26 protein-coding genes and 1 tRNA gene are annotated in these 22,802 nt (G+C 64.9%); 22 read left to right on the top strand and 5 right to left on the bottom strand.

The genetic code is table 11. The features are described 5' to 3' along the window. Positions 1-412 precede the first annotated feature (412 nt). The 17 genes from VN934_12095 to VN934_12015 all read left to right on the top strand — a co-directional run bounded on the left by VN934_12095 (position 413) and on the right by VN934_12015 (position 12,372). Positions 413-483, top strand: a tRNA-Cys gene (locus VN934_12095). Beyond that, a complete protein-coding gene (recG, locus tag VN934_12090; GenBank protein HXM19533.1) occupies positions 475-2,604 on the top strand; it encodes an ATP-dependent DNA helicase RecG in 2,130 nt (709 codons plus the stop codon). The genes VN934_12095 and recG overlap by 9 nt, the downstream gene beginning before the upstream one ends. Positions 2,605-2,644: 40 nt before the next feature. After that, the gene (gene rsmD, locus VN934_12085; GenBank protein HXM19532.1) at positions 2,645-3,292 is read left to right on the top strand and encodes a 16S rRNA (guanine(966)-N(2))-methyltransferase RsmD; all 648 of its coding nucleotides are present in this window, start codon (positions 2,645-2,647) and stop codon (positions 3,290-3,292) included. After that, positions 3,289-3,813 carry a pantetheine-phosphate adenylyltransferase gene (gene coaD / locus VN934_12080; protein HXM19531.1) on the top strand — a complete coding sequence of 175 codons (525 nt, stop codon included), beginning with the start codon at positions 3,289-3,291 and terminating at the stop codon, positions 3,811-3,813. Before rsmD ends, coaD begins: the two co-directional genes overlap by 4 nt. Then, on the top strand, positions 3,800-4,282 hold the full coding sequence (locus tag VN934_12075; GenBank protein HXM19530.1) for a hypothetical protein: 483 nt from the start codon (positions 3,800-3,802) through the stop codon (positions 4,280-4,282). Before coaD ends, VN934_12075 begins: the two co-directional genes overlap by 14 nt. Before the next feature lie 6 nt (positions 4,283-4,288). Then, positions 4,289-5,275, top strand: a complete 987-nt coding sequence (locus VN934_12070; GenBank protein ID HXM19529.1) for a S16 family serine protease — start codon at positions 4,289-4,291, stop codon at positions 5,273-5,275. A gap of 109 nt (positions 5,276-5,384) precedes the next feature. Next, positions 5,385-5,891, top strand: a complete 507-nt coding sequence (locus VN934_12065; protein HXM19528.1) for a DUF177 domain-containing protein — start codon at positions 5,385-5,387, stop codon at positions 5,889-5,891. Beyond that, on the top strand, positions 5,891-6,094 hold the full coding sequence (gene rpmF / locus VN934_12060) for a 50S ribosomal protein L32 (GenBank protein ID HXM19527.1): 204 nt from the start codon (positions 5,891-5,893) through the stop codon (positions 6,092-6,094). The genes VN934_12065 and rpmF overlap by 1 nt, the downstream gene beginning before the upstream one ends. Further along, a complete protein-coding gene (locus VN934_12055; protein ID HXM19526.1) occupies positions 6,094-7,176 on the top strand; it encodes a beta-ketoacyl-ACP synthase III in 1,083 nt (360 codons plus the stop codon). The genes rpmF and VN934_12055 overlap by 1 nt, the downstream gene beginning before the upstream one ends. Before the next feature lie 5 nt (positions 7,177-7,181). Further along, a complete protein-coding gene (gene fabD, locus VN934_12050) occupies positions 7,182-8,162 on the top strand; it encodes an ACP S-malonyltransferase (protein ID HXM19525.1) in 981 nt (326 codons plus the stop codon). Continuing rightward, the gene (locus VN934_12045; GenBank protein ID HXM19524.1) at positions 8,159-8,902 is read left to right on the top strand and encodes a glucose 1-dehydrogenase; all 744 of its coding nucleotides are present in this window, start codon (positions 8,159-8,161) and stop codon (positions 8,900-8,902) included. Before fabD ends, VN934_12045 begins: the two co-directional genes overlap by 4 nt. An 18-nt stretch (positions 8,903-8,920) precedes the next feature. Further along, positions 8,921-9,163, top strand: a complete 243-nt coding sequence (locus tag VN934_12040) for an acyl carrier protein (GenBank protein ID HXM19523.1) — start codon at positions 8,921-8,923, stop codon at positions 9,161-9,163. Between the two features lie 51 nt (positions 9,164-9,214). Next, complete coding sequence (gene ffh, locus VN934_12035) at positions 9,215-10,510, top strand: signal recognition particle protein (GenBank protein HXM19522.1); 1,296 nt, start codon at positions 9,215-9,217, stop codon at positions 10,508-10,510. Positions 10,511-10,558: 48 nt separating this feature from the next. After that, the gene (gene rpsP, locus VN934_12030) at positions 10,559-10,876 is read left to right on the top strand and encodes a 30S ribosomal protein S16 (protein HXM19521.1); all 318 of its coding nucleotides are present in this window, start codon (positions 10,559-10,561) and stop codon (positions 10,874-10,876) included. Then, positions 10,873-11,379 (top strand): KH domain-containing protein, encoded by a 507-nt coding sequence (locus tag VN934_12025; protein ID HXM19520.1) that lies wholly within the window; start codon positions 10,873-10,875, stop codon positions 11,377-11,379. The genes rpsP and VN934_12025 overlap by 4 nt, the downstream gene beginning before the upstream one ends. Continuing rightward, positions 11,376-11,894: a ribosome maturation factor RimM gene (gene rimM / locus VN934_12020; GenBank protein ID HXM19519.1), complete on the top strand. Its 519-nt coding sequence runs from the start codon at positions 11,376-11,378 to the stop codon at positions 11,892-11,894. The genes VN934_12025 and rimM overlap by 4 nt, the downstream gene beginning before the upstream one ends. Next, the gene (locus tag VN934_12015; GenBank protein ID HXM19518.1) at positions 11,887-12,372 is read left to right on the top strand and encodes a hypothetical protein; all 486 of its coding nucleotides are present in this window, start codon (positions 11,887-11,889) and stop codon (positions 12,370-12,372) included. The genes rimM and VN934_12015 overlap by 8 nt, the downstream gene beginning before the upstream one ends. On the opposite strand, the gene VN934_12010 is transcribed toward VN934_12015, so the two are convergent. Next, positions 12,355-13,044: an alpha/beta hydrolase gene (locus tag VN934_12010; GenBank protein ID HXM19517.1), complete on the bottom strand. Its 690-nt coding sequence runs from the start codon at positions 13,042-13,044 to the stop codon at positions 12,355-12,357. The two genes, VN934_12015 and VN934_12010, sit on opposite strands and share 18 nt — an antisense overlap. Before the next feature lie 98 nt (positions 13,045-13,142). Here VN934_12010 and VN934_12005 point away from each other — a divergent pair, with 98 nt between their 5' ends. Both VN934_12005 and VN934_12000 read left to right on the top strand, forming a co-directional pair. Further along, positions 13,143-14,960 (top strand): exonuclease domain-containing protein, encoded by a 1,818-nt coding sequence (locus tag VN934_12005; protein ID HXM19516.1) that lies wholly within the window; start codon positions 13,143-13,145, stop codon positions 14,958-14,960. A 325-nt stretch (positions 14,961-15,285) separates the two neighbouring features. Then, the gene (locus VN934_12000) at positions 15,286-15,936 is read left to right on the top strand and encodes a hypothetical protein (protein HXM19515.1); all 651 of its coding nucleotides are present in this window, start codon (positions 15,286-15,288) and stop codon (positions 15,934-15,936) included. Here VN934_12000 and VN934_11995 read toward each other — a convergent pair. Then, positions 15,920-16,654, bottom strand: a complete 735-nt coding sequence (locus tag VN934_11995; GenBank protein HXM19514.1) for a fumarylacetoacetate hydrolase family protein — start codon at positions 16,652-16,654, stop codon at positions 15,920-15,922. The two genes, VN934_12000 and VN934_11995, sit on opposite strands and share 17 nt — an antisense overlap. A 74-nt stretch (positions 16,655-16,728) precedes the next feature. Here VN934_11995 and VN934_11990 point away from each other — a divergent pair, with 74 nt between their 5' ends. Genes VN934_11990 through VN934_11980 form a run of 3 tightly spaced genes read left to right on the top strand, consistent with a single transcriptional unit; the run spans position 16,729 to position 19,896 of the window. Then, positions 16,729-18,132, top strand: coding sequence for an FAD-dependent oxidoreductase (locus VN934_11990; protein HXM19513.1), 1,404 nt, complete (start codon positions 16,729-16,731; stop codon positions 18,130-18,132). Then, the gene (locus tag VN934_11985; GenBank protein ID HXM19512.1) at positions 18,104-18,928 is read left to right on the top strand and encodes a class I SAM-dependent methyltransferase; all 825 of its coding nucleotides are present in this window, start codon (positions 18,104-18,106) and stop codon (positions 18,926-18,928) included. The genes VN934_11990 and VN934_11985 overlap by 29 nt, the downstream gene beginning before the upstream one ends. Then, positions 18,895-19,896, top strand: a complete 1,002-nt coding sequence (locus VN934_11980; protein ID HXM19511.1) for a 2-hydroxyacid dehydrogenase — start codon at positions 18,895-18,897, stop codon at positions 19,894-19,896. Before VN934_11985 ends, VN934_11980 begins: the two co-directional genes overlap by 34 nt. Here VN934_11980 and VN934_11975 read toward each other — a convergent pair. The 3 genes from VN934_11975 to VN934_11965 are packed head-to-tail and all read right to left on the bottom strand — an operon-like array spanning position 19,862 to position 22,739. Further along, a complete protein-coding gene (locus tag VN934_11975; GenBank protein ID HXM19510.1) occupies positions 19,862-20,566 on the bottom strand; it encodes a uracil-DNA glycosylase in 705 nt (234 codons plus the stop codon). The two genes, VN934_11980 and VN934_11975, sit on opposite strands and share 35 nt — an antisense overlap. A 2-nt stretch (positions 20,567-20,568) precedes the next feature. Beyond that, the gene (locus tag VN934_11970) at positions 20,569-21,555 is read right to left on the bottom strand and encodes an NAD-dependent epimerase/dehydratase family protein (GenBank protein ID HXM19509.1); all 987 of its coding nucleotides are present in this window, start codon (positions 21,553-21,555) and stop codon (positions 20,569-20,571) included. Next, positions 21,552-22,739: a tetratricopeptide repeat protein gene (locus VN934_11965; GenBank protein ID HXM19508.1), complete on the bottom strand. Its 1,188-nt coding sequence runs from the start codon at positions 22,737-22,739 to the stop codon at positions 21,552-21,554. Before VN934_11965 ends, VN934_11970 begins: the two co-directional genes overlap by 4 nt. Between the last annotated feature and the right edge of the window lie 63 nt (positions 22,740-22,802).

Raw genomic sequence — 22,802 nt, 5'->3', positions numbered from 1 at the left:
CATGTAGCCAGGCAGCCACTACTCACGTAGCCACGGAGCTTTAGCTCCGTGCATGCAGTCGTCACACCCCGGGGACAATACACGGACCTAAAGGTCCGTGGCTACGAATCGTGTACCCCGCTGACGCTGCGGGCTTCGTTTCCCGTGAGGCACGAGCAACAACGTGAGCCGCTGCGGCGAGCGGTCGCCGAAAGCGGGGCGTGGAAGGCGGCGAGAGCCAGCCGGACCCGAGGCGCGAAGCTTCAATATTCCCGACTCTTCGCGCCGTCCCCGCGCAGGCGACTGATCGCGCAGCGGCGCGATATATGCACGGAGCTAAAGCTCCGTGGCTACGCGGGAAATATACATGAGAAGCAAACATGGAAGTCGTAATTGTCCCTAGCATGAGGGACGGAGAGGGCGATCAGCTCGGGGCGACATAGCCAAGTGGTAAGGCAGGGGTCTGCAAAACCCCGATCGCCGGTTCGACTCCGGCTGTCGCCTGCAACCTCGCTGCTCTCATCGCCGGTCACGGTCCTCGGCGGCATCGGCCCATCGACGCTCGACCAGCTCGAGCGCCTCGGCGTGCGGACGGTCGGCGATCTCGTGCGCCATTATCCTTACCGCTACGACGATTTGCGCTCTCCGCAATCGGTGGGACAGCTGCAAGCCATGCGCGCCGCGGGCGACCCGCTGCCCGCCGAAGTCAATCTCCTCGGCGCGATCGTCAGCGTGAAACACGTACGTTTGCGCGGGCGCGTGCGCGCGAAGACGACCGCCATCATTCAAGATGGCACCGGCACGCTCACCGCCATCTGGTTCGGCCGGCCCTATTTAGGCTCGCAGTTGAAAGCGGGCCAGCATGTGTTCTTGCGCGGGCGCCTCGAGTTCACGCTTGTCGGCCCGCAAGTCATGGTCTCGCGTCACCGCGTGGTGCCTGAAGACGAGCGTTATGAAGGCGAGCTGGTGCCGGTGTATCCGCTGACGGCGTCGTTGACGAACCTGACGCTGCGCCGGCTCGCGGCCAAGGCGCTCACGCGAACGTTCGCCGATGCCGACGCGCGAGAAGAGTTGGATATCCTGCCCCAAAGCATCAGCAAAAAGCGCGGCTTCGCCGAAGCGCGCTGGGCGATTCGCGCGATCCACCAGCCGCGCTCCCCGGAAGAGGCCGCCAAAGCCCGCAAGCGGCTTGTCTTTGAAGAGTTCTTCTTGCTTGCGATCGAGTCGGCGCTGCGCCGTGCCGCTCGTCAACATGAGGCGGCTCCGGATTTTTCCGGCGCGGCCTCAACGGCGGCGCGCGCAGAGTTCGAGCGCGCGTGGCGCGCGATGTTGCCGTTTGAGCCCACGCGCGCGCAAGCGCGGATCATCGCAGAGGTCGCCGCCGATATGACGAAAGCGGCGCCGATGAACCGGCTGCTGCAAGGCGACGTCGGCTCGGGCAAGACCGCGGTGGCCGCCGCGGCGATCTTGCTGGCGAAGCGGTCCGGCTATCAGGCCGCGTTCATGGCGCCGACCGAAATCCTCGCGGCGCAGCAGTTCTCTCGCTTGAGTGCGCTGCTCTCGCACGCCGGCGTTCGCGCGGCGATGCTCGTCGGGGCTTTGCGCCGCCAGACGCGTGACGACATCATCGAGCAGCTGCAAAACGGCGAGCTCGACGTCGTCGTCGGAACGCACGCTTTGATCGTCGAGGACGTCGCGTTTGCGAAACTGGGTTTGGTGATCATCGACGAGCAGCACCGCTTCGGCGTGCTGCAGCGAGCGGCGCTGCGCGCAAAGGCCAAAGGCCACACGCCGCACACGCTCGTTATGACGGCGACGCCGATCCCGCGCACGCTCGCTCAGACGGTGTACGCGGATCTCGACGTCTCGATCCTCGACGAACTGCCGCCCGGGCGCAGACCGGTGAAGACCTACGTCCGTTCCGGCGACGGCAAGGACAAAATCTTCGCGTTCATCCGCGACGAGGTCGGCAAGGGCAGGCAGGCATACATCGTATGTCCAGCCGTCGACGAATCCGAGCGCGCTATGCACAACGCCGTCGAGCAAGCGAACGAGCTGCGCACCACGGCCTTCAAAGGCTTCCGCGTCGGGTTGCTGCACGGGCGCATGAGCGGCCAGGACAAAGAGAAGACCATGCGCATGTTCGCAGACGGTTTCATCCAGATCCTCATCACCACCAGCGTGGTCGAGGTCGGCGTGGACGTCGCGAACGCGAGCGTCATGCTCGTGCTGGACGCCCAAGCCTTCGGGCTCGCGCAGCTGCACCAGCTTCGAGGCCGCGTGGGCCGCGGCTCGGCGGCATCGTATTGCATCCTGGTGGCTTCGCCCGACGCGGAAGGCGCCTCGCGGCTAGAGGTCCTCGCGAGCACCAACGATGGTTTTGTGATCGCGGAAGAAGACTACAAGCTGCGCGGCTCGGGCGACATCGCGGGAACCCGGCAGCACGGCACCGCGGACCTCAGCCTGGCCCACCTCATCCGAGATTACGCGGTGTTCGTGGAGGCCAAAAAAGAGGCCGAGGCGGTCGTCGGACGCGATCCGACGCTCGCCTTGCCCGAGCACGCTGGTTTGGCGAACTTCTTGGCGGCGCGCGATCGCGAAGCCGCGCTCCTCATCACGTCGTAGCCGCGGGGATTTGTCCCGCAAAGGGTCCAATTATCAGCCCATGCGGTTAGCTGGAGGCTCGCGCGCGCGCCAGACGATCATCGCGCCGAAGGGCAACCGAACTCGGCCCACCTCCGCCAAGGTGCGCGAAGCGCTGTTCGCGATTCTGAGCAAGCGGGTCCAAGGGGCGCGCGTGCTGGATCTCTTCGCCGGCTCGGGCGCGTTGGGTCTGGAGGCGATGTCGCGCGGCGCAGCCTCGGTCGTTTTCGTCGACAACGATGCCTCCGCCGTCATGACGATCCGCCGCAACGCGGTGCGGCTGCTGCAAGACGGCGACAACTGGCGCATCATGCCGATGCCGGCCATGCGCGCGCTGCGCACGTTGCGCGGCACGTTCGACGTCGTGCTGATCGACCCGCCGTACGATCGTGGCGCCGCCGATGAACTGCGACTGCTCATGCAAAAGGCGCTGCTCGCGCCGGATGGCATCGCGGTCGTCGAGCACCCAAGCGGAGAGAAGGCGGCGCTCCCCGAGTCCATGCGCGTCTGGAAGAAGGCCAAGTACGGAGATACCGCATTGACGTTCGCAGTGGTGCGCGGCGCCGGCGAGGCGGTACGCGAAGACGGAGACGACGCGGCGGAGGCGCACGGCTCGGCGCGCGCCGCTCGCATGCGGCCTCAGAACGCGCGGGGGCGCGACGAGCGATGAGAAGGGACAACGGCGCGCGGCGCGGCGGCATGCTCGTGGTCTATCCGGGCAGCTTCGATCCCGTGACGAACGGCCATCTGGACATCATCCGTCGCGCAGCCGCGCAGTTTCCACGGCTCAGCGTCGCCGTCGTGGCCAATCCCGGCAAGTCGCCGATGTTCACGCTCGAGGAACGGGTCGCGCTGCTGCGCGAAGCTTGCCGCGGATTACGCAACGTCGAAATCGATTCGTTCGAGGGGCTGCTCGTCGATTACATCCGCGGCCGAGGCAACGCCCTCATCGTCAAAGGGCTGCGCATCGTGTCCGATTTCGAGCACGAGTTCTCGATGGCGTTGTTGAACCGCAAACTGGAGAGCGGCGTTGACACCATTTTCATGCCCGCAAGCCTCGAATATGCGTACGTCTCGTCGTCATCGGTGAAGGAAGTGTTCTCGCTGGGCGGCGATATCTCGGACTTCGTGCCGGCAGCCGTACTGCGGAAGATGAAAGAAAGACGGACAAAAAAATATGAGCGTCTATAGAGTGATCGACAAACTGGAAGCGACGGTCAGGGAGGGCGTGTGGCTGCCCTTCGGCGCTCGCATCGTGAGCATGGATCGGTTGCTCGATCTCGTCGAGAAACTGCGCGCCAGTCTGCCCGACGAGGTCAACCGGGCAAAGGCCGTCACCAAAGAAAAGGATCGGCTGCTCGAAGACGCGCGCTACAAAGCCGCCGCCATCGTCGAAGAAGCGTCAACCACGAAGACGCAGTTGTTGTCCGACGCCGAGATCGTGCGGCTCGCCCAGACAAGGGCCGACGAACTCATGAGCGACGCCGAGAGCCGGGCGCGCGAGGTCCGGCGCGGCGCCGACGAATACGCGGAGCAGGTGCTCTCCTCGCTGGATACCAGCCTCGCCTCCGCGCTAGCAGCAGTGCACAAAGGGCGCGAACAACTAGCCGACAGCCTGTCTCACAACGGGAGCAGCACGAGAGCGCGCGAGCGGAAGTAGGTAAGAGTGTCCTGGTGGCGGCGCCGTCTTAGGGCGCTGATCTTCGGCGGCGCGATCGTGCTCGTCGTGATCGCCGCGCTGTTCTTCATCCCCTTGCCGTTTTATATCTTCGGGCCCGGTGCGGCGGTAGACCTCAACGGACTGATGAGCGTGCCGGAACACTCCCCACCGCCAGGCAACCTGTATCTCACCGACGTCACCGTCATGCCCGGCCGCCCGGCCTTTTATGCCGCCGCCAAAACGTTGCCCGGTTTTGAGATCGTTCCCCGCAGTTACGTCGCGCCGCCGGACAAGAGCGAGAGAGCGATCAATCAAGAGTGGATCGACGCGATGAAGGAGAGCCAGACCGTCGCGCAAGTGGTCGCCGAACGGGCGGCCGGTTATAAAGTGGGAGCGCACGAAGACATCACGATCGTGTCGACGGTGAAGGGGCTGCCGGCGGCTGGCTGTTTTCGCCCCGGCGATCGCATCTTGAAGATGGAAGGCAAGGAGCCGTCGGACTCTGATTTCGTCAGCCAGACCACGTCGAAGCGGCCGGTCGGCTCGACCTTCCACCTCTCGATCCTGCGTAAGGGCACGGTCGTGCCGGTCGCGTGCAAGACCGTCATGTATAAAGGAAAGCCGCGCTTCGGGATGACCGTCATACCGATCACGCGCGCGTACAGTTTGCCGGTGCACGTGGAGTTCCACGTGCGCGACATCAACGGCTCGTCCGCGGGCCTGATGTTCGCGCTCCAGATCTACCGCTCGCTGACCGGCACGGTGCTTGCGAACGGAGCAAAAATCGCCGGCACCGGGGTCTTGCAGGCCAACGGCAGAGTCACGCCGGTGGGCGGCGTGAAAGAAAAGGTGGAAGCCGCGCGCCACCAGGGCGCCTCCGTTTTCTTGGTGCCCGAGCACGATTACAAAGACATCAAGGATGTCACGGGCATCCGCATCATCCCGGTCAAGAGCTTCCAGGACGCTCTCAACAAGTTGCGCGCGCTTACATAGCTTGTCCCGCAAAAGAGGAGCCGTTTGACAGCCCAGGTCGGCTTTTCTATAATAAGGAACTGTAGCAACGGACCTTCAGGTCCGTTTTCTCGTGTGTGCGTGAACCTCATTGAAGATCTCCGTTGAACGTCTCTTCGGCCCGCACCCTGACACCATCGAGGTCGACCAGGCCTTGCGTTTGCAGGGCGATCTCGCGACGCGCTACCCCAGGGGGGTGCACATCGTGGCCAACATCAGCCATATCACGCGCGGCGCGTATGTGGAGGGTCGCATCGAGGGCCGCGAGGAGGAGACCTGCGTGCGCTGCCTCGAGCCGTTCGAACGCCACACGCGCGTGACGATCGAGGAAGCATATAGCGAAGAGATCGCGCCGGCAGAGGCGCAGTTCTCGGAGGTCTCGCCGCTCGTGGAACGCGCGATCGACGTCGGCGAACTCGTGACGCAATTGTTGGAAGTGGACGAGCCGTTGGCGGCGATCTGCAGTGAAAGTTGCCGGGGCATCTGTCCGACATGCGGCATCAACCGCAATCGCGATCAGTGCGCGTGCAGCGAGCACGTCATCGACGAACGCCTGGCAGGCTTGGCCAAATTTATGGAAGAACCCGGAGTGAACTAATGGCAAATCCGAAACAAAGACGCAGCAAGTCGAATACGCGTATTCGCCGCGCCACGTGGAAAGCACACCCGGTCGCTCTGACCACGTGTCCGCAGTGCCATCAGCCCCGCAGGCCGCACTTCGCGTGCTCGAATTGCGGCAACTACAACGGCCGCACCGCGATCGCGCAAAAAGACGAAACGGCGACCGCGAAGCAGGGCTGATGCAGCAGTACGGGGTGACGATCACCGGCGTCGGCGCGTATGCGCCCTCCGGCGTGCTCACGAACGAAGATCTTGAGAAGCTCGTCGATACGACCGACGAGTGGATCGTGCAGCGCACCGGCATGAAGCGCCGGCACATCGCGGCTCCCAACGAGGCGACCTCTGATCTCGCAGTACCCGCGGCATTGGGCGCGCTCGACGCCGCCGGCAAAACGCCGGCCGAAATCGATTGCATCATCGTCGCCACCGCCACGCCCGACTACTTGTTCCCGGCCACCGCGTGCATCGTGGCCGCCCGCCTCGGCGTCGCGGGCAAACCGAGTTTCGACTTGATGATAGGCTGCTCGGGTTTCACTTACTCACTGGCGACCGGCGCCGCGCTCATCCGCGCCGGCATCTATAAGAGCGTGCTGCTCATCGGAGCGGAGACGCTCTCGAAGATCGTCGACTACACCGATCGCGCGACCTGCGTGCTGTTCGGCGACGGCGCGGGCGCCGTGGTGCTGGAGCGCTCTGACGAAGATTGCTTTTTGGGCAGCAACCTCGGCTCCGACGGCACCGATCCGACGGTCTTGTATCAGCCGGGCGGCGGCAGTCGCAATCCCATGAACCGTAACGGCTCCGTGGACTTAAGACCGCTGGGCTTCATCCACATGCAGGGCCAGAGCGTTTTCAAATTCGCGGTGCAGCAGATGGCGGCGTCCACCCTGGCGGCGCTCAAGCAAGCGGGCCTCTCGCCCGCCGACGTCGACTTCGTCGTGCCGCATCAGGCCAACCAGCGCATCGTGGATGCCACCATCAAGATGTTGAAGCTCCCACCCGAGAAATGCATCTGCAACATCGCCGAGTACGGCAACACGTCGTCCGCTTCGATCCCGCTCGCGCTGGCCGACGCGATCCAAGAAGGCCTCGTCAAGAAGGGCAACATCATCGTCTTCGTCGCGTTCGGCGCGGGCTTGTCGTGGGGAGCGGTGGTGTGGCGTTGGCAGGGAGCACGAGTCGGGAAGGTTCCGGATTCCGGGGCTAAAGCCCCGGCACTACAAGCCCCGGCACTACAGACCTCGGCTGCGGGCACAGCGTAGGACGGATGCCCGCAACTCTCGGCGTCATTTTTCCGGGGCAAGCATCGCAGACAGTCGGCATGGGTGTCGACGTCTCAGAGAAGTTTCCCGCAGCGCGCGAGTGCTTCGATCGCGCCGCCGCGGTGTTAGGCTACGACATGCTGTCGCTGTGCCGCTCCGGCTCCGAAGATGCTCTGCGCGAGACGCGGGTCAGCCAGCCGGCCATCTTCACCACCAACGTCGCGATTTATCGCGCGGTTGAATCGGTGGGGCTCAAGCCGATCGTGTCGGCCGGCCACTCCTTCGCCGAATACTGCTCGCTCAGCATCGCCGGCGCGCTCGCGTTCGAGGAAGCCGTGCGGCTTGTCAACGAGCGAGGCAAAGCCATGGGCGCGGCGGCAGATGCGGCGCCGGGCAGCATGGCGGCCATCATCGGGTTCGACCAAGCGAAAGTGGAAGCGCTGTGCGCGCAAGCGCGTGAGCAAAGCGGCGCTCGCGTGGACATCGCCAACTTGAACGCGCCGGTGCAAATCGTGGTCTCCGGTGACCTCGCCGGCGTGAGCGCGCTGTGCGAGGTGGCGAAGGCGGCGGGCGCAAAGCGCGTGGTCATGCTCAACGTTTCGGGCGCCTGGCATAGCGAGCTGATGAAGCCGGCCGAGCGAGCGTTCGCGGCGCTCGTCGCTTCGGCCGCGATCCAAAAGCCGGCGTTCGAGGTCATCAGCAATGTCGAAGTCAAGCCCTACGAGAGCGTCGAGCAGATCCGGCGCTGTCTGACCGCGAGTCTGTGCGCGCGCGTTCGCTGGCACGAGACGTCGGTCGCGTTGGCAGCCGAACAGCCTGATTTCATCGTCGAGTGCGGCGCGAGCAGCGTGCTTGCCCCCATGATGAGGCGCTTGCCGAATGTGAACGCGGAGCGCTGCCTGCACGTGGCGGACTCCGAAGGCGTGGAGCGGCTGGCGCGCCTCGTCGGCACGATAGCCGGACTAAAGTCCGGCATACCACAATGAAGCTCTTAGAAGGCAAGTCGGCCGTGGTCACCGGCGCGGGCACGGGCATCGGACGGGCCATCGCGCACGCGTTCGCCCGGGCAGGCGCGAAAGTGATGCTTTCCGGGCGCCGGCGCGAGCCCCTCGAGGCGGTCATGCAGGAGGTCCGTGGGCTCGGCGGAAGCGCGGTCGTGCATCCGGCGGACGTTTCGGTCCAGCCTGAGGCGAAGGGCCTTATCGAGGCCGCGGTCGCGCAGTTCGGCCGGCTGGACGTCCTGGTCAACAACGCCGGGCGCCCGTATGACACGCTGATCCTGCGCATGAAATGGGATGCGCTCGATGAAGCCCTCGCCGTTAATCTGAAAAGCATGTTCTACACCTGCGGCGCGGCGGGAAAGATCATGATAGGGCAGAAAGGCGGCTCCATCATCAACGTCTCCTCGGTCGTTGCGCTGACGGGAAACGCCGGACAAAGCGCGTACGTAGCGGCGAAGGCCGGGGTAATCGGGCTGACGAAATCGCTGGCCCAAGAATTCGGGTCGCGCAACGTCCGCGTCAACGCGATCGCGCCCGGCTTCATCGAGACGGATATGACGGCGCAACTGCCCGACGCCGTCAAGGCGACGTACCTCGGGCGGGTGCCGCTCCGCCGGTTCGGGACCGCCGATGAGGTTGCAAGCGTAGCGCTTTTCTTAGCCGGCGACGCGTCGGCGTACATCTCGGGTCAAACGCTCGCCGTGGACGGCGGGCTGCATATGTAGGAGGTTTGTACAATACAGATGTCAGTGTTCGAGAAGGTAAAGAAGACTATCGTTGAGCAGCTCGGCGTAGACGAGGACGAGGTCACCGTCGATGCGTCGATCACCGACGATCTCGGCGCGGACTCCCTCGATCAGGTAGAGCTAGTCATGGCCTTGGAGACGGAATTCAACCTCGATATCCCTGACGAAGAAGCCGAGAAGATCAAGACCGTGGGCGACGCGGTCCGCTATATCGAAGAGGTTTCTGAAAAGACGACGTGATCATCGCGCGCGGCTCCGCCAAAGCTCCGCACCCGCGCTGAAGTAACTGCAATGTTCACCACCCTCTCGGATCGCCTTGCGGCGATCTTTCGGCAGTTACGCTCTCGCGGAAAGTTGAGCGAAAACGACGTCTCGGAGGTGCTCCGGGAGGTCCGCATCGCGCTGCTCGAAGCGGACGTGAACCTGAAGGTCGTCAAGGACTTCATCGCGTCCATCCGCGAGCGCGCGGTGGGCGTCGAAGTCACGGAGTCGCTGACGCCCGCCCAATCGGTGCTCGCGATCGTGCGCGACGGGTTGATCGCGCTGCTCGGGTCGGAGGCGGCACCGGTCAGGTTCGCGCCGACGGGCACCACGCCGCTCATGCTCGTGGGTCTGCAGGGCAGCGGCAAGACGACGCAAGCCGCGAAGCTGGCCTTGCAATTCCGCGAGCAGGGCCGGCGGCCGTTGCTGGTCGCCTGCGACGTGTATCGCCCGGCGGCCGTCGAGCAGCTGCAGGTGCTGGGCAAGGACATCGGCGTGCCGGTGTTCAGCGTGGAAGGTTCGCTCAATCCGGGCAGCATCGCGACGCAAGCGCTCGCGCATGCGCGCCAGGTCGGCAACGGCGTGGCGATCTTCGACACCGCCGGGCGGCTGCAGATCGATGAACCGATGATGCTCGAACTCGAGCGCCTGAAAAAGACGCTCGATCCGCTGGAGACGTTGATCGTCGTCGACGCCATGACCGGACAAGAAGCGGTCAAAGTGGCAAGCGCGTTTCACGAGCGGCTGGGACTGACCGGCTCGATCCTGACCAAGATGGACGGCGATAGCCGCGGCGGCGCCGCGCTCTCGATCCGCGCGGTCACCGGTGTGCCCGTGAAGTTCATCGGCACGGGCGAGAAAGTGTCAGCGCTGGAGCCGTTCTATCCCGACCGCTTGGTGTCGCGCATCCTCGGCATGGGCGACGTGCTCACCCTCATCGAGAAGACGCAGAAAGTCTACGACGAGAACAAGGCCAAAGAACTAGCGACCAAAATCCGCCGCAACGCGTTCACGCTGCAAGACTTCCTCGAGCAGATGCGCCAGATCCGCCGCATGGGATCGATCGCAGATCTGATGAAGATGATCCCGGGCGTCGGCAAACTCGTGGCCGGCCAGACGATCGATGAAGGCCGGCTCTCGCTCATCGAGGCGGTGATCTGCTCGATGACGCCGGCCGAGCGGGCCGACCCGCGGATCCTCAACGCTAGCCGCCGCAGGCGCATCGCCGCGGGCAGCGGCACGCAAGTACAAGACGTCAACAGACTCATCCGTGATTTCGAATCGTCGCAAAAAATGATGAAGACCTTCAGCCGTTTCGTGAAATAACAACTAATAATGTAGTGCCGGGGCTTTAGCCCCGGAAAAGGAGACCCAATGGCAGTCAAGATCCGTTTGCGCCGCACCGGCGCGAAAAAACAGCCCTCGTACCGCTTGGTGGTGACCGAGGCGCGCTCGCCGCGCGACGGCCGCTTCTTTGAGATCGTCGGGCATTACAATCCGCGTCGGGAGCCGGCGGAACTCGTGCTTCAAGAAGACAAAATCATGAAGTGGCTCGGTAACGGCGCCCAACCCTCTGACACCGTAGCGCGCCTGCTCGCCAGCAGAGGACTCTACGACAAGGCGAGAGTGCCGATTCGCAAACCGCGCAAACCGCGCAAGGGCAAAGGCGCCGCAGAAGGAGTTCGGACATGACCGAGCGACCACCGGAATTCACCGACGTGGATCTGGACGAAGAGGACGACAGCGAGCGAGAGCGCAGCGCGCAGCCGGCCGACCAGCCGGAGGGTGACGTCGGCCCGATCGAGTTCGAAGAAGAAGACGACGAAGAAGAGCTCGACGTCGAAGGGGAGGAGGACGAGGGCGACGAGGAGCTCGAGCAGGGGGCAGGCCCTCAAATAGCCGCGCCCGCTGCGCCATACGAGGACGATGAAACGCCTGAGCGTCCGGGGGACGGCGTCAGCCGCGCCGCTGCGGTGCTGAAATACATCGTCGAGAACATCGTCGATGAGCCCGAGGCGATCTCGATCGGCGCCACGACCGACGATCGTGGTCCCGTGCTGCTGTTGCGCGTCGCCGCAGACGATCGAGGCAAGGTCATCGGCAGGCAGGGACGCATCGTGCAAGCGATCCGCACCGTCGTCAAAGCAGCCACGGTAGGCACCGGCGAGAAAGTCAGCGTCGAGATCATCGATTGACGGAATCGCGGCATGCGGAGCCTGACGTGCTGATCGGGCACGTCATCGGCGTCCACGGCGTGCGGGGCGAGCTGAAAGTGGCGGCGAGCGCCGACGAGCTTCGTTCCGGCCTGAGCGTCACCGCGCGGCGCGCAGGACAGGCCGACGTCGCGCTGCGCGTCGAGACCGTGCGCGCGGGTGCCCGGCAGCTGTTGGTGCGGATCGCCGGCCTCGCCGACGCGGACACCGCAGCAGACTTCCGCGGCGCCGCGCTGTACGCTGCGCCGGAAGACCTGCCGGCGCTTGCGCCGTTGGAATATCGTGTCGACGAATTGGTAGGCATGACCGTAGTTGACGAGAGCATGGGAGATTTGGGAGAGGTCGTCGAGATCGCGAAGTATCCGGCATGTGATATGCTGCTGGTCGGCCAGCGCCGGTTGATGGTCCCGCTCTTGACCGCGTACGGGGTGCGCATCGACCGCAGCGCCCGGACGATTGCGACGGCCCTCCCGCCGGGGTACGAAGATCTTGCGTAAGACGACGCTTCGCGCCGCGGCGCGCGCCATCGCGGTCATGCTGTTGGCGCTCACCGCTTGCGGCCGGAACGCGCCCGTCATCTCGCAGCAGCAAGTGCAAGTCACGCCTGAGCTGCTGCGCGAAATCGGCTTGCCGATCTACCCGGCGGCGAAACAGGCGAGCAATGCGCCCGCGCTGCGCCAGCTCTTGCAGACTCCCTATGGCGGCAGCGAAGTGCTTCTCGTCTTCATGGAAACCACCGATGATTTCGACAAAGTCGTCGCCTTCTATGCGGGGCAGCTGCCGGCCACGAGCAGGAAGTTCTTGTTCCACATGGGCGGCGGCGGCTCGGCGGCGTTTGAATTCTGGGCGAAAGACGGTCAGCGGCAGGTCACGCTCACTGCGATTCGCGGGATTACGCTGATCCAGCTCCAGAACACGAAATTGGTGCTTCCATCGCCCTCGCCGGCGGCGAGCGGATCAGGCAAGACGCGCTAGGAAATTCTTGATCGCCGCGTTGACCGGTTCGGGGCGTTCCGCCATGACGAGATGGCCTGCGCCATCGACTTCGAGCAGGACGCTGCCTTTGATGTGGTCGTGGAGATAGCGTGAATACTTGACCGGCGTCATCTCGTCTTGCGTCCCCACGATGATGAGCGTGGGCGCTTCGATTTCGGCGAGTCGATCCATGACGTCGAAACTGCTGCACGTCGCGAAGTCCAGCCGCGTATTTTTTTGCCCCACGAGCGAATGCCATTGCTTGAAGCGAGCGCGCAGATCGGCCGGCGCCGTCTTTGTGAGCTCCCAATCCGCGAACTTATCGATGCACTGCGGCCATTGGTTGTCCAGCATGTCGAATATCTCGGGGGATACCCGCAAGCGTGCGCCCGTTCCGATGAGGATCAAGCCTCCGACATCGGCGGGATAGCGCAACGCCCACTCCAGCGCGATCGCGCCGCCCAAGGAATTCCCGGCGACCACCGCGCGGCGAAGGCCGGTCCAGCGGATGTATTTCTCAAGCCAGTCTGCGAGTTCGCCGACCGAAGTCAGCGCTTCGCCCTTCGGGTGCCCGGGCAACGAAAGCGCATCGGATCCGGGAAAGGCGTCGACTTGGGCTTGGAAACTGTCCTGGGTCGCTCCGGATCCATGGACGTACAACAAGCGCTCCATGCAGCCGCGCATACCTCCAGCCGTAGCCACGGACCTGTTGCTACGTCGAACTAACGCGGGGGCAGGCGAACGGGTGTTCGATACCGAACGCGCGTGCGATGCTCGCACGCTACGACCTCGAGGCCGCCCCACGGGCGGATCTCGACAAGGTCGACTTGTGGTCGTGCCCTTTCACCGTGGTGGACATCGAGACCACGGGCGGCGTCGCGGGCAAAGATGCGCTGACGGAAATCGCTTTGGTCCAGGTCGTCGAGGGTCAGATCGCGCGCCGCTGGCGCTCGTTCGTGAACCCGCGCCAGCCGATCCCGCCGTTCATCACACGTCTTACCGGCATCACCGACAGCATGGTCGCCGGCGCGCCGCAGATCGCGCGCTTGCTGCCGAGCGTCGTCGAGTTGATCGGGGACGGCATCCTCGTCGGTCACAACGTCCGTTTCGATGCCGCGTTTCTGGCCCACGAGTTGCGCGCTCACGGATACCCCGATCTCCTCAACCCCACCGTCGACACGCTGACGCTTGCGCGGCGCACCATCGCGGAAGTCACGAACTACAAACTGGGCACGCTCACGCGCGAACTCGGCATCGACGTCGAGCGGCACCATCGCGCGCTCGCCGACGCGACGGCCACGGCCGAACTGCTCGTGCATTGCATCAAGAGGCTGGAGGATTGCGGCGTTTTCACCTACGGCGCATTGCGCGAATACATGCGCGTGCGCGCGCTGCCGAGACGGCGCCGGCCGTGCCGGGACTCAAGCGCCGCCGGAAACCAGCCGCTTCAGATGCCGGTGTGGACGGCGATCCTCATGGACGAGCTGTCCGCCGTGCCGTCAAAGCCGGGCGTGTACCTGCTCAAGGATGCGGGCGACAACGTCGTCTACGTCGGGAAATCAGGCAATCTGCGCCAGCGCCTGCGCGCCTATGCGTCGGGCGGCAAACCGGCCGGAGCCAAGATCCGCTCGCTTCGCGGAGTGGTGGCTTCCTTTGATGTCCGGGTCGCCGGCTCGGAGTTCGAAGCGCTGCTGCTGGAGGCGGCGCTCGTGCGCTCCCACAACCCGCCGTTCAACGAGCGGCTGCGCAATTTCAAAGAATTCGCATTCATCAAACTCGAGGCGGGGCCGCAGGGGCGGGTGCTTGCCACCACGCGGCTCGCCGCCGACGGCGCGCGCTACTACGGCCCTTACGGCAGCATGGAAGGCGCCCGCGCCGCGGTGTCTTCCCTGCAAGATGCGCTTGGGTTACGAGGCATCGACGCACCGGACGGCTCCGCGACGGCGCTGCCTCCCGGTCGCCGCCAAGCGGACATCGACGAAGCCGTCGCCTTTCTCGAAGGCGATGCGGATGACGTGCTTCTTTCAATCGCGCGACGCAGGGACGAAGCTGCGGCGCGTTTGCGGCTCGACGTCGCCGGGCGCGAAGAGCAGCGCCTGGAGCGGCTCCGGCGGCTGCGCGCGCGCCACGCGAACCTGCAGAGCGCGACGTGCCTCAACGTGCTGGTCCTCGCTCCGTCCGACGACCCTTCCATGGAGCAAAGTTTTCTGTTCTGCGGCGGCCGGCTCGCGGCGCAGGCCCTGCTTCCGCGGCGCCTTCCGCTGCGCGGCGAAGCTCGTCGCTTGCTCGAGCACATGCTGGCGCAGCACTACAAGCCTGAAGAGCAGTCCCGTTCGTTCGCGCGCCAAGAAGAAATCGACCAGTTGTTCATACTGGCCTCGTGGTATCGCGAGCGAAAGGGCGGGCTTTGTTATGTGGATCTGCCGGCTCGCGGGCCGGCAGCAGATGAGGCGTTCGGGTGGGCTGGAGCGATCCTAGACGGCGAACCGTTAAAAGTGGCGGGGGAAGAACCACAGAATGAAGGCGAACAGCGAGACGAACCCTCCGGAGAGGATATAGAAGAGGGCTGCAGCGCCGTGATCCTCTGAATGCGGTTGTACTTGGCTTTGCATGTAATTCGCGGTGCGCATGTGATCACTCACAATCTATCTGGCCTGGGCACGCCGCCGCGGCGCGCTCTAGTCCCATTATCGTCAGTCAAGCTGAGTTTTTCCATGATGAGCCTCACCTGGCAGCAGAAACTTTCAGTGGGCGTTCAGGTGGGACGGCGAGGGTGACCGGGCTCACGCGTGCAGGCGCTCGCTTAGTGCGCTTCTACCCCCTACGGCCGCGCCTTAAACCGCCGAAGGCAGGGGCGCGGCGCGCGTCGTATCACGCATCAGGGTGCCCACTTTTCTTAGGGATGTGTCCCAAATGATCATTCGTGTCGCTCCCTTCCTCGCCGCCGTCCTGCTCTGCAGCCCAGCGGCAGTGCTCGCAATTCCCCACGCCACAACCCCGATCACCGCCGAGACCAAGGACAATCTGATCGGCTCGGGCACGCTCATCCGCATCCGCTTGCTGCAGACGGTCACGTCGGCACGCAATCACAAGGGCGACAAATTCGACTACGAGATCGCCGACAACGTGATGGCTGGATCGCGCGTGGCGGTTCCCGCGGGCGCCAAAGGCACGGGCAAGGTCGTCTCGATCAGCCCGGCGCACGGCGGACGCGTCGATGGCCGGCTCAAACTCGAATTCGATCCGATCGTGCTGAACGACGGCACCGAGATCGACGTCGGCATAACCGCTGCGAGCGTGTACGCGGACGCGAACGAGAAGAACGGCATGGCCGGCGACATCATGCAGATCGCCGATATGACGATACCGGGGCTCTTCATCCTCGATTTCCTGCGCAAGGGCTCGGACGTCACGCTCGCCGCGCATTCGCCGTTCCACATCGCCGTGAGGCAGGATGCGTTCATGACGGCAGGCGCGACCGCGACGACGGCGACCACGACCGCGACGACGACGGCGACGACCACGAACACGGGGCCAAGAGTCGCGCCTAGCGCGGCGCCTTAACGACCCGGTTCGTCAGCTCTCCGATACCCTCGATCCGAACGGTCACGACATCACCCGGCTTCATCGGGCCGACGCCGCTTGGCGTGCCGGTTGATATCACGTCGCCCGGCTCCAGGGTGAAGGCTGCAGAGATGTATTCGACGAGCGCGGGGACGTCGAAGATGAGCAAGCTCGTCGCGCAATCTTGGACGAGCGCTCCGTTGAGGCGCGTCTGCACGCGCAGCGCCGAGGGGTCGAGATCGGTGACGATGCAAGGCCCGAGCGGAGCGAACGTGTCAAAGCCCTTCGCGCGAGCCCACTGGCCGTCCGATTCCTGCAGGTCGCGCGCGGTGACGTCGTTGCAGATCGTGTAGCCAAGGACGAAATCGAGCGCCTTCGTCCGCGGGGCATTGCGGCACCGCTTGCCGATGACGACGGCCAGTTCGCCCTCATAGTCCACGCGGCTGCTCTGCGCCGGATACGCGATATCGCCGCCGGTATGATTGAGCGAGGACGGCGGCTTGAAGAACAACAGCGGCTCTTTCGGCGGCGCGTTGCCCATCTCAGCGGCGTGATCGGCGTAGTTGCGGCCGACGCCGATGATCTTCGTCGGCGCGCACGGCGCAAGCAGTTGAACGGAAGCCGCCGGATGGCGCGCGCCGTCGGCGACGACGTCATCTCCCTCGAGCGTGCCCTGCGCGATGCGACCGTCGGCCGTCTTGAAACGGACATGCTTCATTCGCTTTCGCTTATCGATGATGATGCGTGCGACCTGTAGAGGCGCGCTTCGCGGACGCGCGTAAGTACGGCGCCATGGGTAAGACTCACGAATTCGATTTCTGCGTCTTGGGGGCGGGTAGCGCCGGCTACGCGGCCGCGGTCATCGCGCGAGATCTGGGGAAAAGCGTGGCGTTGGCGGACGGCACGGGACCGCTCGCGGGCTTGTGCATCCTGCGCGGGTGCATGCCCTCGAAAACCCTGTTGCGCTCGGCCGAGGTGGCGCATCTTGCCGCCAAGGCGGCGGAGGTGGGCGTGATCGTCCGCGACGTCCGCCCCGACATGACGGCGATCATCGAACGCAAGCGGCGGATCATCCAGGGTTTCGCCGAGTACCGGGTCGAGGGCATTGAGAAGTTCCCCCTCTTTCGCGGCGCGCCCCGATTCACCGGCGCGCGCGAACTCAAGGTCGGCGAGGATGTGCTGCGAGCCCAAAAATTCCTGATCGCGACGGGCTCGATCGTCGACGTGCCTGACATTGCGGGGCTCAAAGAGACGGGCTTTCTCACGAGCGACGACGTTTTGGAGCTGGAGCGCTTGCCCAAAAGCATCATCGTGCTCGGCGGCGGGCCGGTCGCGTGCGAGTTGGCGCAATACTTGGCTCGCTGCGGATCCGACGTCACGATGGTGCAGCGCAGCGTGACCTTGCTCTCGGACGAGGATGAAGATGTGGGCGAAGCGCTGGAAACGGCGCTCGAGAAGGAGGGCATTGCGGTCGTGACCGGCACCAAGCTGGCTTCGGTGGATCGCAAGGACGGGAAGAAGCGAGTCGTCTTCGAGGGCGCCGGCCACCTGGAGGAGCGAAGCGCGGATGAGATCCTCCTCGCGCTCGGGCGCCGGGCGAAGGTCGAGGGCTTTGATTTCGAAGCCGCCGGCGTGGTGTACGACCGCGACGGGATCAAGGTCGATGGCTATTTGCGCACTTCCAATCCTGACGTCTATGCGGCCGGCGACTGCAACGGTCTGAACCAACTGGTGCACGTGGCGGTGTACGAAGGCCAGCTCGCGGCGCGCAACGCGTTCGGGGAGACGGCGCGCGCGGCGGAGTACGATTTGCAGTACGCGCGCGCGGTGTTCACCGACCCGCAGGTCGCGATCGCCGGGTGCACGGAGCGCGAATGCCGGAATCTCGGCATAGCCTACTCCAAGGCGGTCTATCCTTTCAGCGATCTGGGCAAAGGCATCGCCACGAATCTCACCGAGGGGTTCGTTAAGATGCTGGCTGCGCGCGATGGCCGCATTTTAGGCGTTGCCATAGTAGGCGCCGAAGCATCGGACATGATCCACGAAGCGATCGCCCTGCTGTACTTCAAAGCCAACGTGCGCGACGTCCTCGAAATGCCGCACTTGCATCCGACGCTGGCGGAGATCATCACGTACCCTGCGGAAGAGCTCAACGAACGGCTCGAACGTGAAACGCACGTCCTCGTCAGGCCGTAAGCGGCGCGCGCCAGGCGAGCAGATCTTCGAACACCCTCGCTTGTACGATTTGGCTTTCGGATTCCGCAACGTCAAGGCGCAGTGCGATGGCATCCTTGCACTTGCTCGGCGCTATGGCGTCGAATCGCCCACAAGCGTCGTGGAGCTGGCCTGCGGGCCCGCCAATCACTTGCGCGAGTTGGCGCGGCGCGGACTTCGCGCCTACGGCGTCGACAACAATCGGGAGATGCTCGCCTACGCCGCCGCTTTGGCGAAGCGCGACGGCGTCGCGCTCCATTTCGTCCGCGCCGACATCCGGACGTTTCGCTTGCCCAAGCGGGTCGACTTCGGCATGTGCCTCTTCGACTCGTTCTGCCACTGCGCGAGCGACGAGGATGCGATCGCGACGCTGCGCGCCGCGGGCGCGGCGATCAGATCGGGCGGGTTGCTGATCCTCGAGTTGACGCACCCAGCCGACTTCTTCGGTAAGGAGCCGAAGCGGGCGGTGTCGCGCTGGACCCAAACGTACGAGGATGTCGTCGTCACGACGCATCTCGCGCACACGCGCTCGGATCCGATCTCGGAGACGCACGTGCCCAGCCTGACGATCGACGCGCGCTATCGCGATGGCCGGCCGCCGAAAAAGATCGTGGATCAATTGTTCTATCGCATGTGGCTGCCCAGCGGGATCAGACACGTGGCGCGCGCCTCAGGCTGTTTCGAGGCGGTCGGCTGGCACGGCGACATCAACCCCGCCGTACCTTTGAATATGAGCGACGAAGCATGGCAGATGGTCGTCGTCCTGCGGAGGCATTAGGCGCGGTGGTCGCGGTGTCGTTGCTGCCCTTGTGGCGCGAGGATTTGCAACGCCGCTTGCCGCCGGGCGTGGAGCTTATCATGGCGGATGCGCTGCCGGCGCAGGAGCGGGATGCCGCGCTCGCTCGCGCCGATGTCCTCATCAGCGTGAGCTTCGATGCGGCGCTCGCGGCGAAATGCCCGAGGCTGGGGCTCATCGTGTGCCCCGCTGCGGGAACGGAGGAGATCGACCGTTCAGCCTTCCCGGCCGACACCATTTTCGTCAGCGGCGCCGGACAGGAGATCCCCATCGCGGAGCACGCGCTAGGCGGTCTGATCGCGCTGCGCCACCATCTCTTGGAGGCGGACCGCGCCCTGCGGCAAGGCGTATGGGCGTACGGTTTTCACCAGCCGCGCTCGTACATCGAAGAGCTGTATGGCTCTATGCTGGGCCTCATCGGATTTGGCCGCATCGGCAAGGAGATCGTCAAGCGCGCGGCTGCGTTCGGCATGCAGTGCCGGGCCGTGACTTTGCATCCGGAACGCGCGCCGCGGATGCCGGAGGCGCCGGCCTCCGTCGCAGCGCTAGCGGATTCGAGCGCGGTCGATGCGCTCGTGCGCGAGTCGGACGCGGTCGTCGTGTGCTGCGAACTGTCGCCGCTCACGCGCGGCATGCTCGACGCGCGGCGCCTGGGGCTGATGAAGCGCGACGCGGTCCTGGTGAACGTGGCGCGGGGCCCTATCGCGGTGGAGCGCGACCTCTACGAGGCGCTGCGCGAGCGGCGCATCGCAGGCGCGGCGCTCGACGTATGGTACCGCTACCCGGAGAACCCGGGCGACCGTGTGCTGCCGGCGAACCTGCCCTTTTGGGAACTCGACAACGTGATCATGACGCCGCACTGCAGCGGCTGGACGCGGCCAGCGCGCGATCGCAAACTGGAGCAGATCGCCGGTGTCATCGCGGATTTCGCGCGCGCGCGATCTGCCTGACGCGCAGGAACACGGCGTCGAGCATCGCGGCCGTCAGTTTTCCCGTGTTGGTGTTCTGGCGGCTGGGATGGAAGCAGCCGACGAGGGTGATCGTCTCGTCAGAGGACGCCAACTCGTATTCCGCGCCGTGACCGAAGCGCGGTTTTGGGGACGGAATAGCAAAGCCGCGCTCCTTCAAGCGCGCCAGCGCGACGTCAAATCCGATCTTCCCCAGACCCACCACCACGCGCAGTCGGCGCAGGAGCGCAAGTTCGGCGCGCATGTGTCCGGCGCAGTTGGCGATTTGGCGGGGCGTCGGTTTGTTCTTGGGCGGAGCACAGCGCAGCGCGGCCGTCATGAACACGTCGAGAAGTTCGAAGCCGTCGTCGCGCCGCTCCGACGTCGACTGCGTCGCAAAGCCGGCCTTGTGCAGCGCTCGGGCAAGCCACGTCGCGGAGCCGTCCCCCGTGAACATGCGGCCGGTCCGGTTGCCGCCGTGCGCCGCGGGTGCAAGGCCGACGAGAAGCACGCGCGCGTCCGCGCTGCCGGAACTCGGCACCGGGCGACCCCAGTAGCGCTCGGAGGCGAACTCGCGCTTACGCGTGCGCGCGATGTCCGCGCAGTAACGGCGCAGCTCAGGGCAGCGCGTGCAGCGGGTCTCGCGCCGGCGGATCTCGACCAATGAGCGCATCCTCACGCCTTGCGCTGGAGCAGCTCCAAATCGTATTCCAACGTTTCCTTGAGCCCGAGCTCGAGCGCGCGGGGCGCATAGCCGAGCTCGCGCCTGGCTTTGGCGTTGTTCCCGATGTACGTCGTGCCCGCGGTGACGCGTATGCTCTCTCCGGCGAAGGCCTCCGGCAGCGGGAAGACCGCGCCGACGATATCGGCCTGGAAGGCGAGGAAACGGGTCATCGCGGGCCCCGGGTGCCAGCGTGGCGCGCGGATGCCGGTGATGCGTTCGGCGATCTCCAGCGCCTCGATGAAGGTGTGCGTTGGGCCTGCGATGATGTAGGTCTCTCCCGTCTTGCCGCGCTCCATCGCGAGCAGATGCGCGTGCGCGATGTCGTCCACGTGCCCCCAACTAAACGCGGTGTAGCGCGGCGTGAGCGGCAACGTCCGCTTGAGATAGCGCATGAGTGCGTCGCCCATCGAGCTGGTGTCGTCCGGACCGTAGACGACTCCCGGCTGCACGATCACGAGCGGAAGGCCTGCGGCGATCATGGGCTCGGCGATCTCGTAGTGCGCGACCCATTTCGTGCGATCGTATTCGGAGAGATGAGGGCCGTCGTAGCGATACGATTCATCGACTAGCTTGCCGCGAGTGTCCGAGTTGACCGCCAGCGTGCTCGTGTAGACGCCTTTGCGGATGCCGAGATCGCGCATCGTCTCAAGCACGTTGCGCGTCCCCTCGATGTTGATCGCGGCGCCGGGGCGTTTGTCCTTGCGCCCTACTTTATACCAGCCCGCCAGGTGGAAGACGCCGTCCACGCCGCGCATCGGCTCGCGCAGTGTCGGCTTGTCCGTGACGTCGCCGGGTGCGACGGTCACGCCGAGGGTTTGGAGATCGCTCGCCTTTTGCGGATCGCGAGCCAAAGCCACGACCGAGTGGCCCGCGGCCACCAGTTGCCGCGCCACCTGGCCTCCGATGAAGCCGGTGGCGCCCGTGACGAAATATTTCACGCGCGGGAGAGGATCTGACCGCCGCTTTGCAGCGTGCGGATGAGATCGTCCGCGTCGTTGGCGCTGGTGGCGTCGTTGTTGGCGCGATAAAGCTTCGCGGCCAGCTGCAGGTCGGCGATCGCGCCCTTCGAGTCGCCGAGCTTCGCGCGAAAACGTCCGCGATTGTAGTAGCCGTCGGGATCGTTGGGCGCTAGGCGCACGTACGCGTTGAGATCGGTCAAGGCGGCGTTGTAATCGCCGCCGTCCGCATAGGAGAGGCCGCGATAGAAGAGCGTGTCGGGATCCTTCGGATGCAGTTTGAGGTAACCGGTGAGGTCGGCGATGGCGTCGTCGTAGCGCTTCATCTTGCGGTAGACCAGACCACGATTGTACAACGCGTCGTCGTACTTGGGGTCGACCGAGAGCGCCTTGGCGCAGTCGGCCAACGCTTCATCATAGTGCTGCAACGAGCGCTGGATGATGCAGCGAGACACGTATGCGTAGGCGTACTGGTCGTCAAGGGCGATGGCTTGGTTCAAATCCTCAAGCGCGGAGGCGCTGTCTTTCTTGAGATATTCCGCCCGACCGCGCAACGCATGGGCGCGCGCGGACGCGGGGTCCGCGGTGAGGACGATGCTGGTGTCGGAGACCGCGCCGTCCGCATCGGCGATGTTGAGCTTGGAACTGGCCCGATCAAGGCGAAAGCGCTTGTCCGTGGGATCCAAGGTGACGGCCTTGTCATAGTCGGCGATCGCCTCGCGATAGTCGTTGAGATCGTCGCGCAGTTTGCCCCGGCGGTCGAAGGCATAGCCGTCCTTGGGATCGAGCGCGATGGCTTTGTTGCAATCGGCGACCGCGCTTTGGTAGTCGCCGAGTTCGCGCTTCGAATCACAGCGGGTCGCGTACGCGTAGGCATAGCCCGGCTGGATGGCGATGGCTTTGGTATAGTCGGCGATCGCCCCCTTGATGTCGCCGACGTTGTCTTTGCAATCGCCGCGCAGGACGAGCGCCTCGGCGTTTTTCGGATTGAGCGCGAGCGCCTTATCGAGGATCGAGATGGCGCCGTAGTAATCGCCCTTGGCGAAGAGCCCGCGCGCTGATTCGACGGGCGTGCCGGCATCGGCAGCGCTTGCCGCCGGACTCTGGTGGGCGAACGCGCCGAAGAGCGAGGCGACGAGGAGAAGCGCGGCGCACAGGGGTCGCATGGAAGTCCTCCGTTCTGCCGAGCAGATTTCCCGCAAAACTGCGGGCTGTCATCTAATCTAAGG

The organism is Candidatus Tumulicola sp. (assembly GCA_035601835.1).
Taxonomy (GTDB): domain Bacteria; phylum Vulcanimicrobiota; class Vulcanimicrobiia; order Eremiobacterales; family Eremiobacteraceae; genus DATNNM01.
This window is presented reverse-complemented; position numbering and strand designations above follow the sequence as displayed.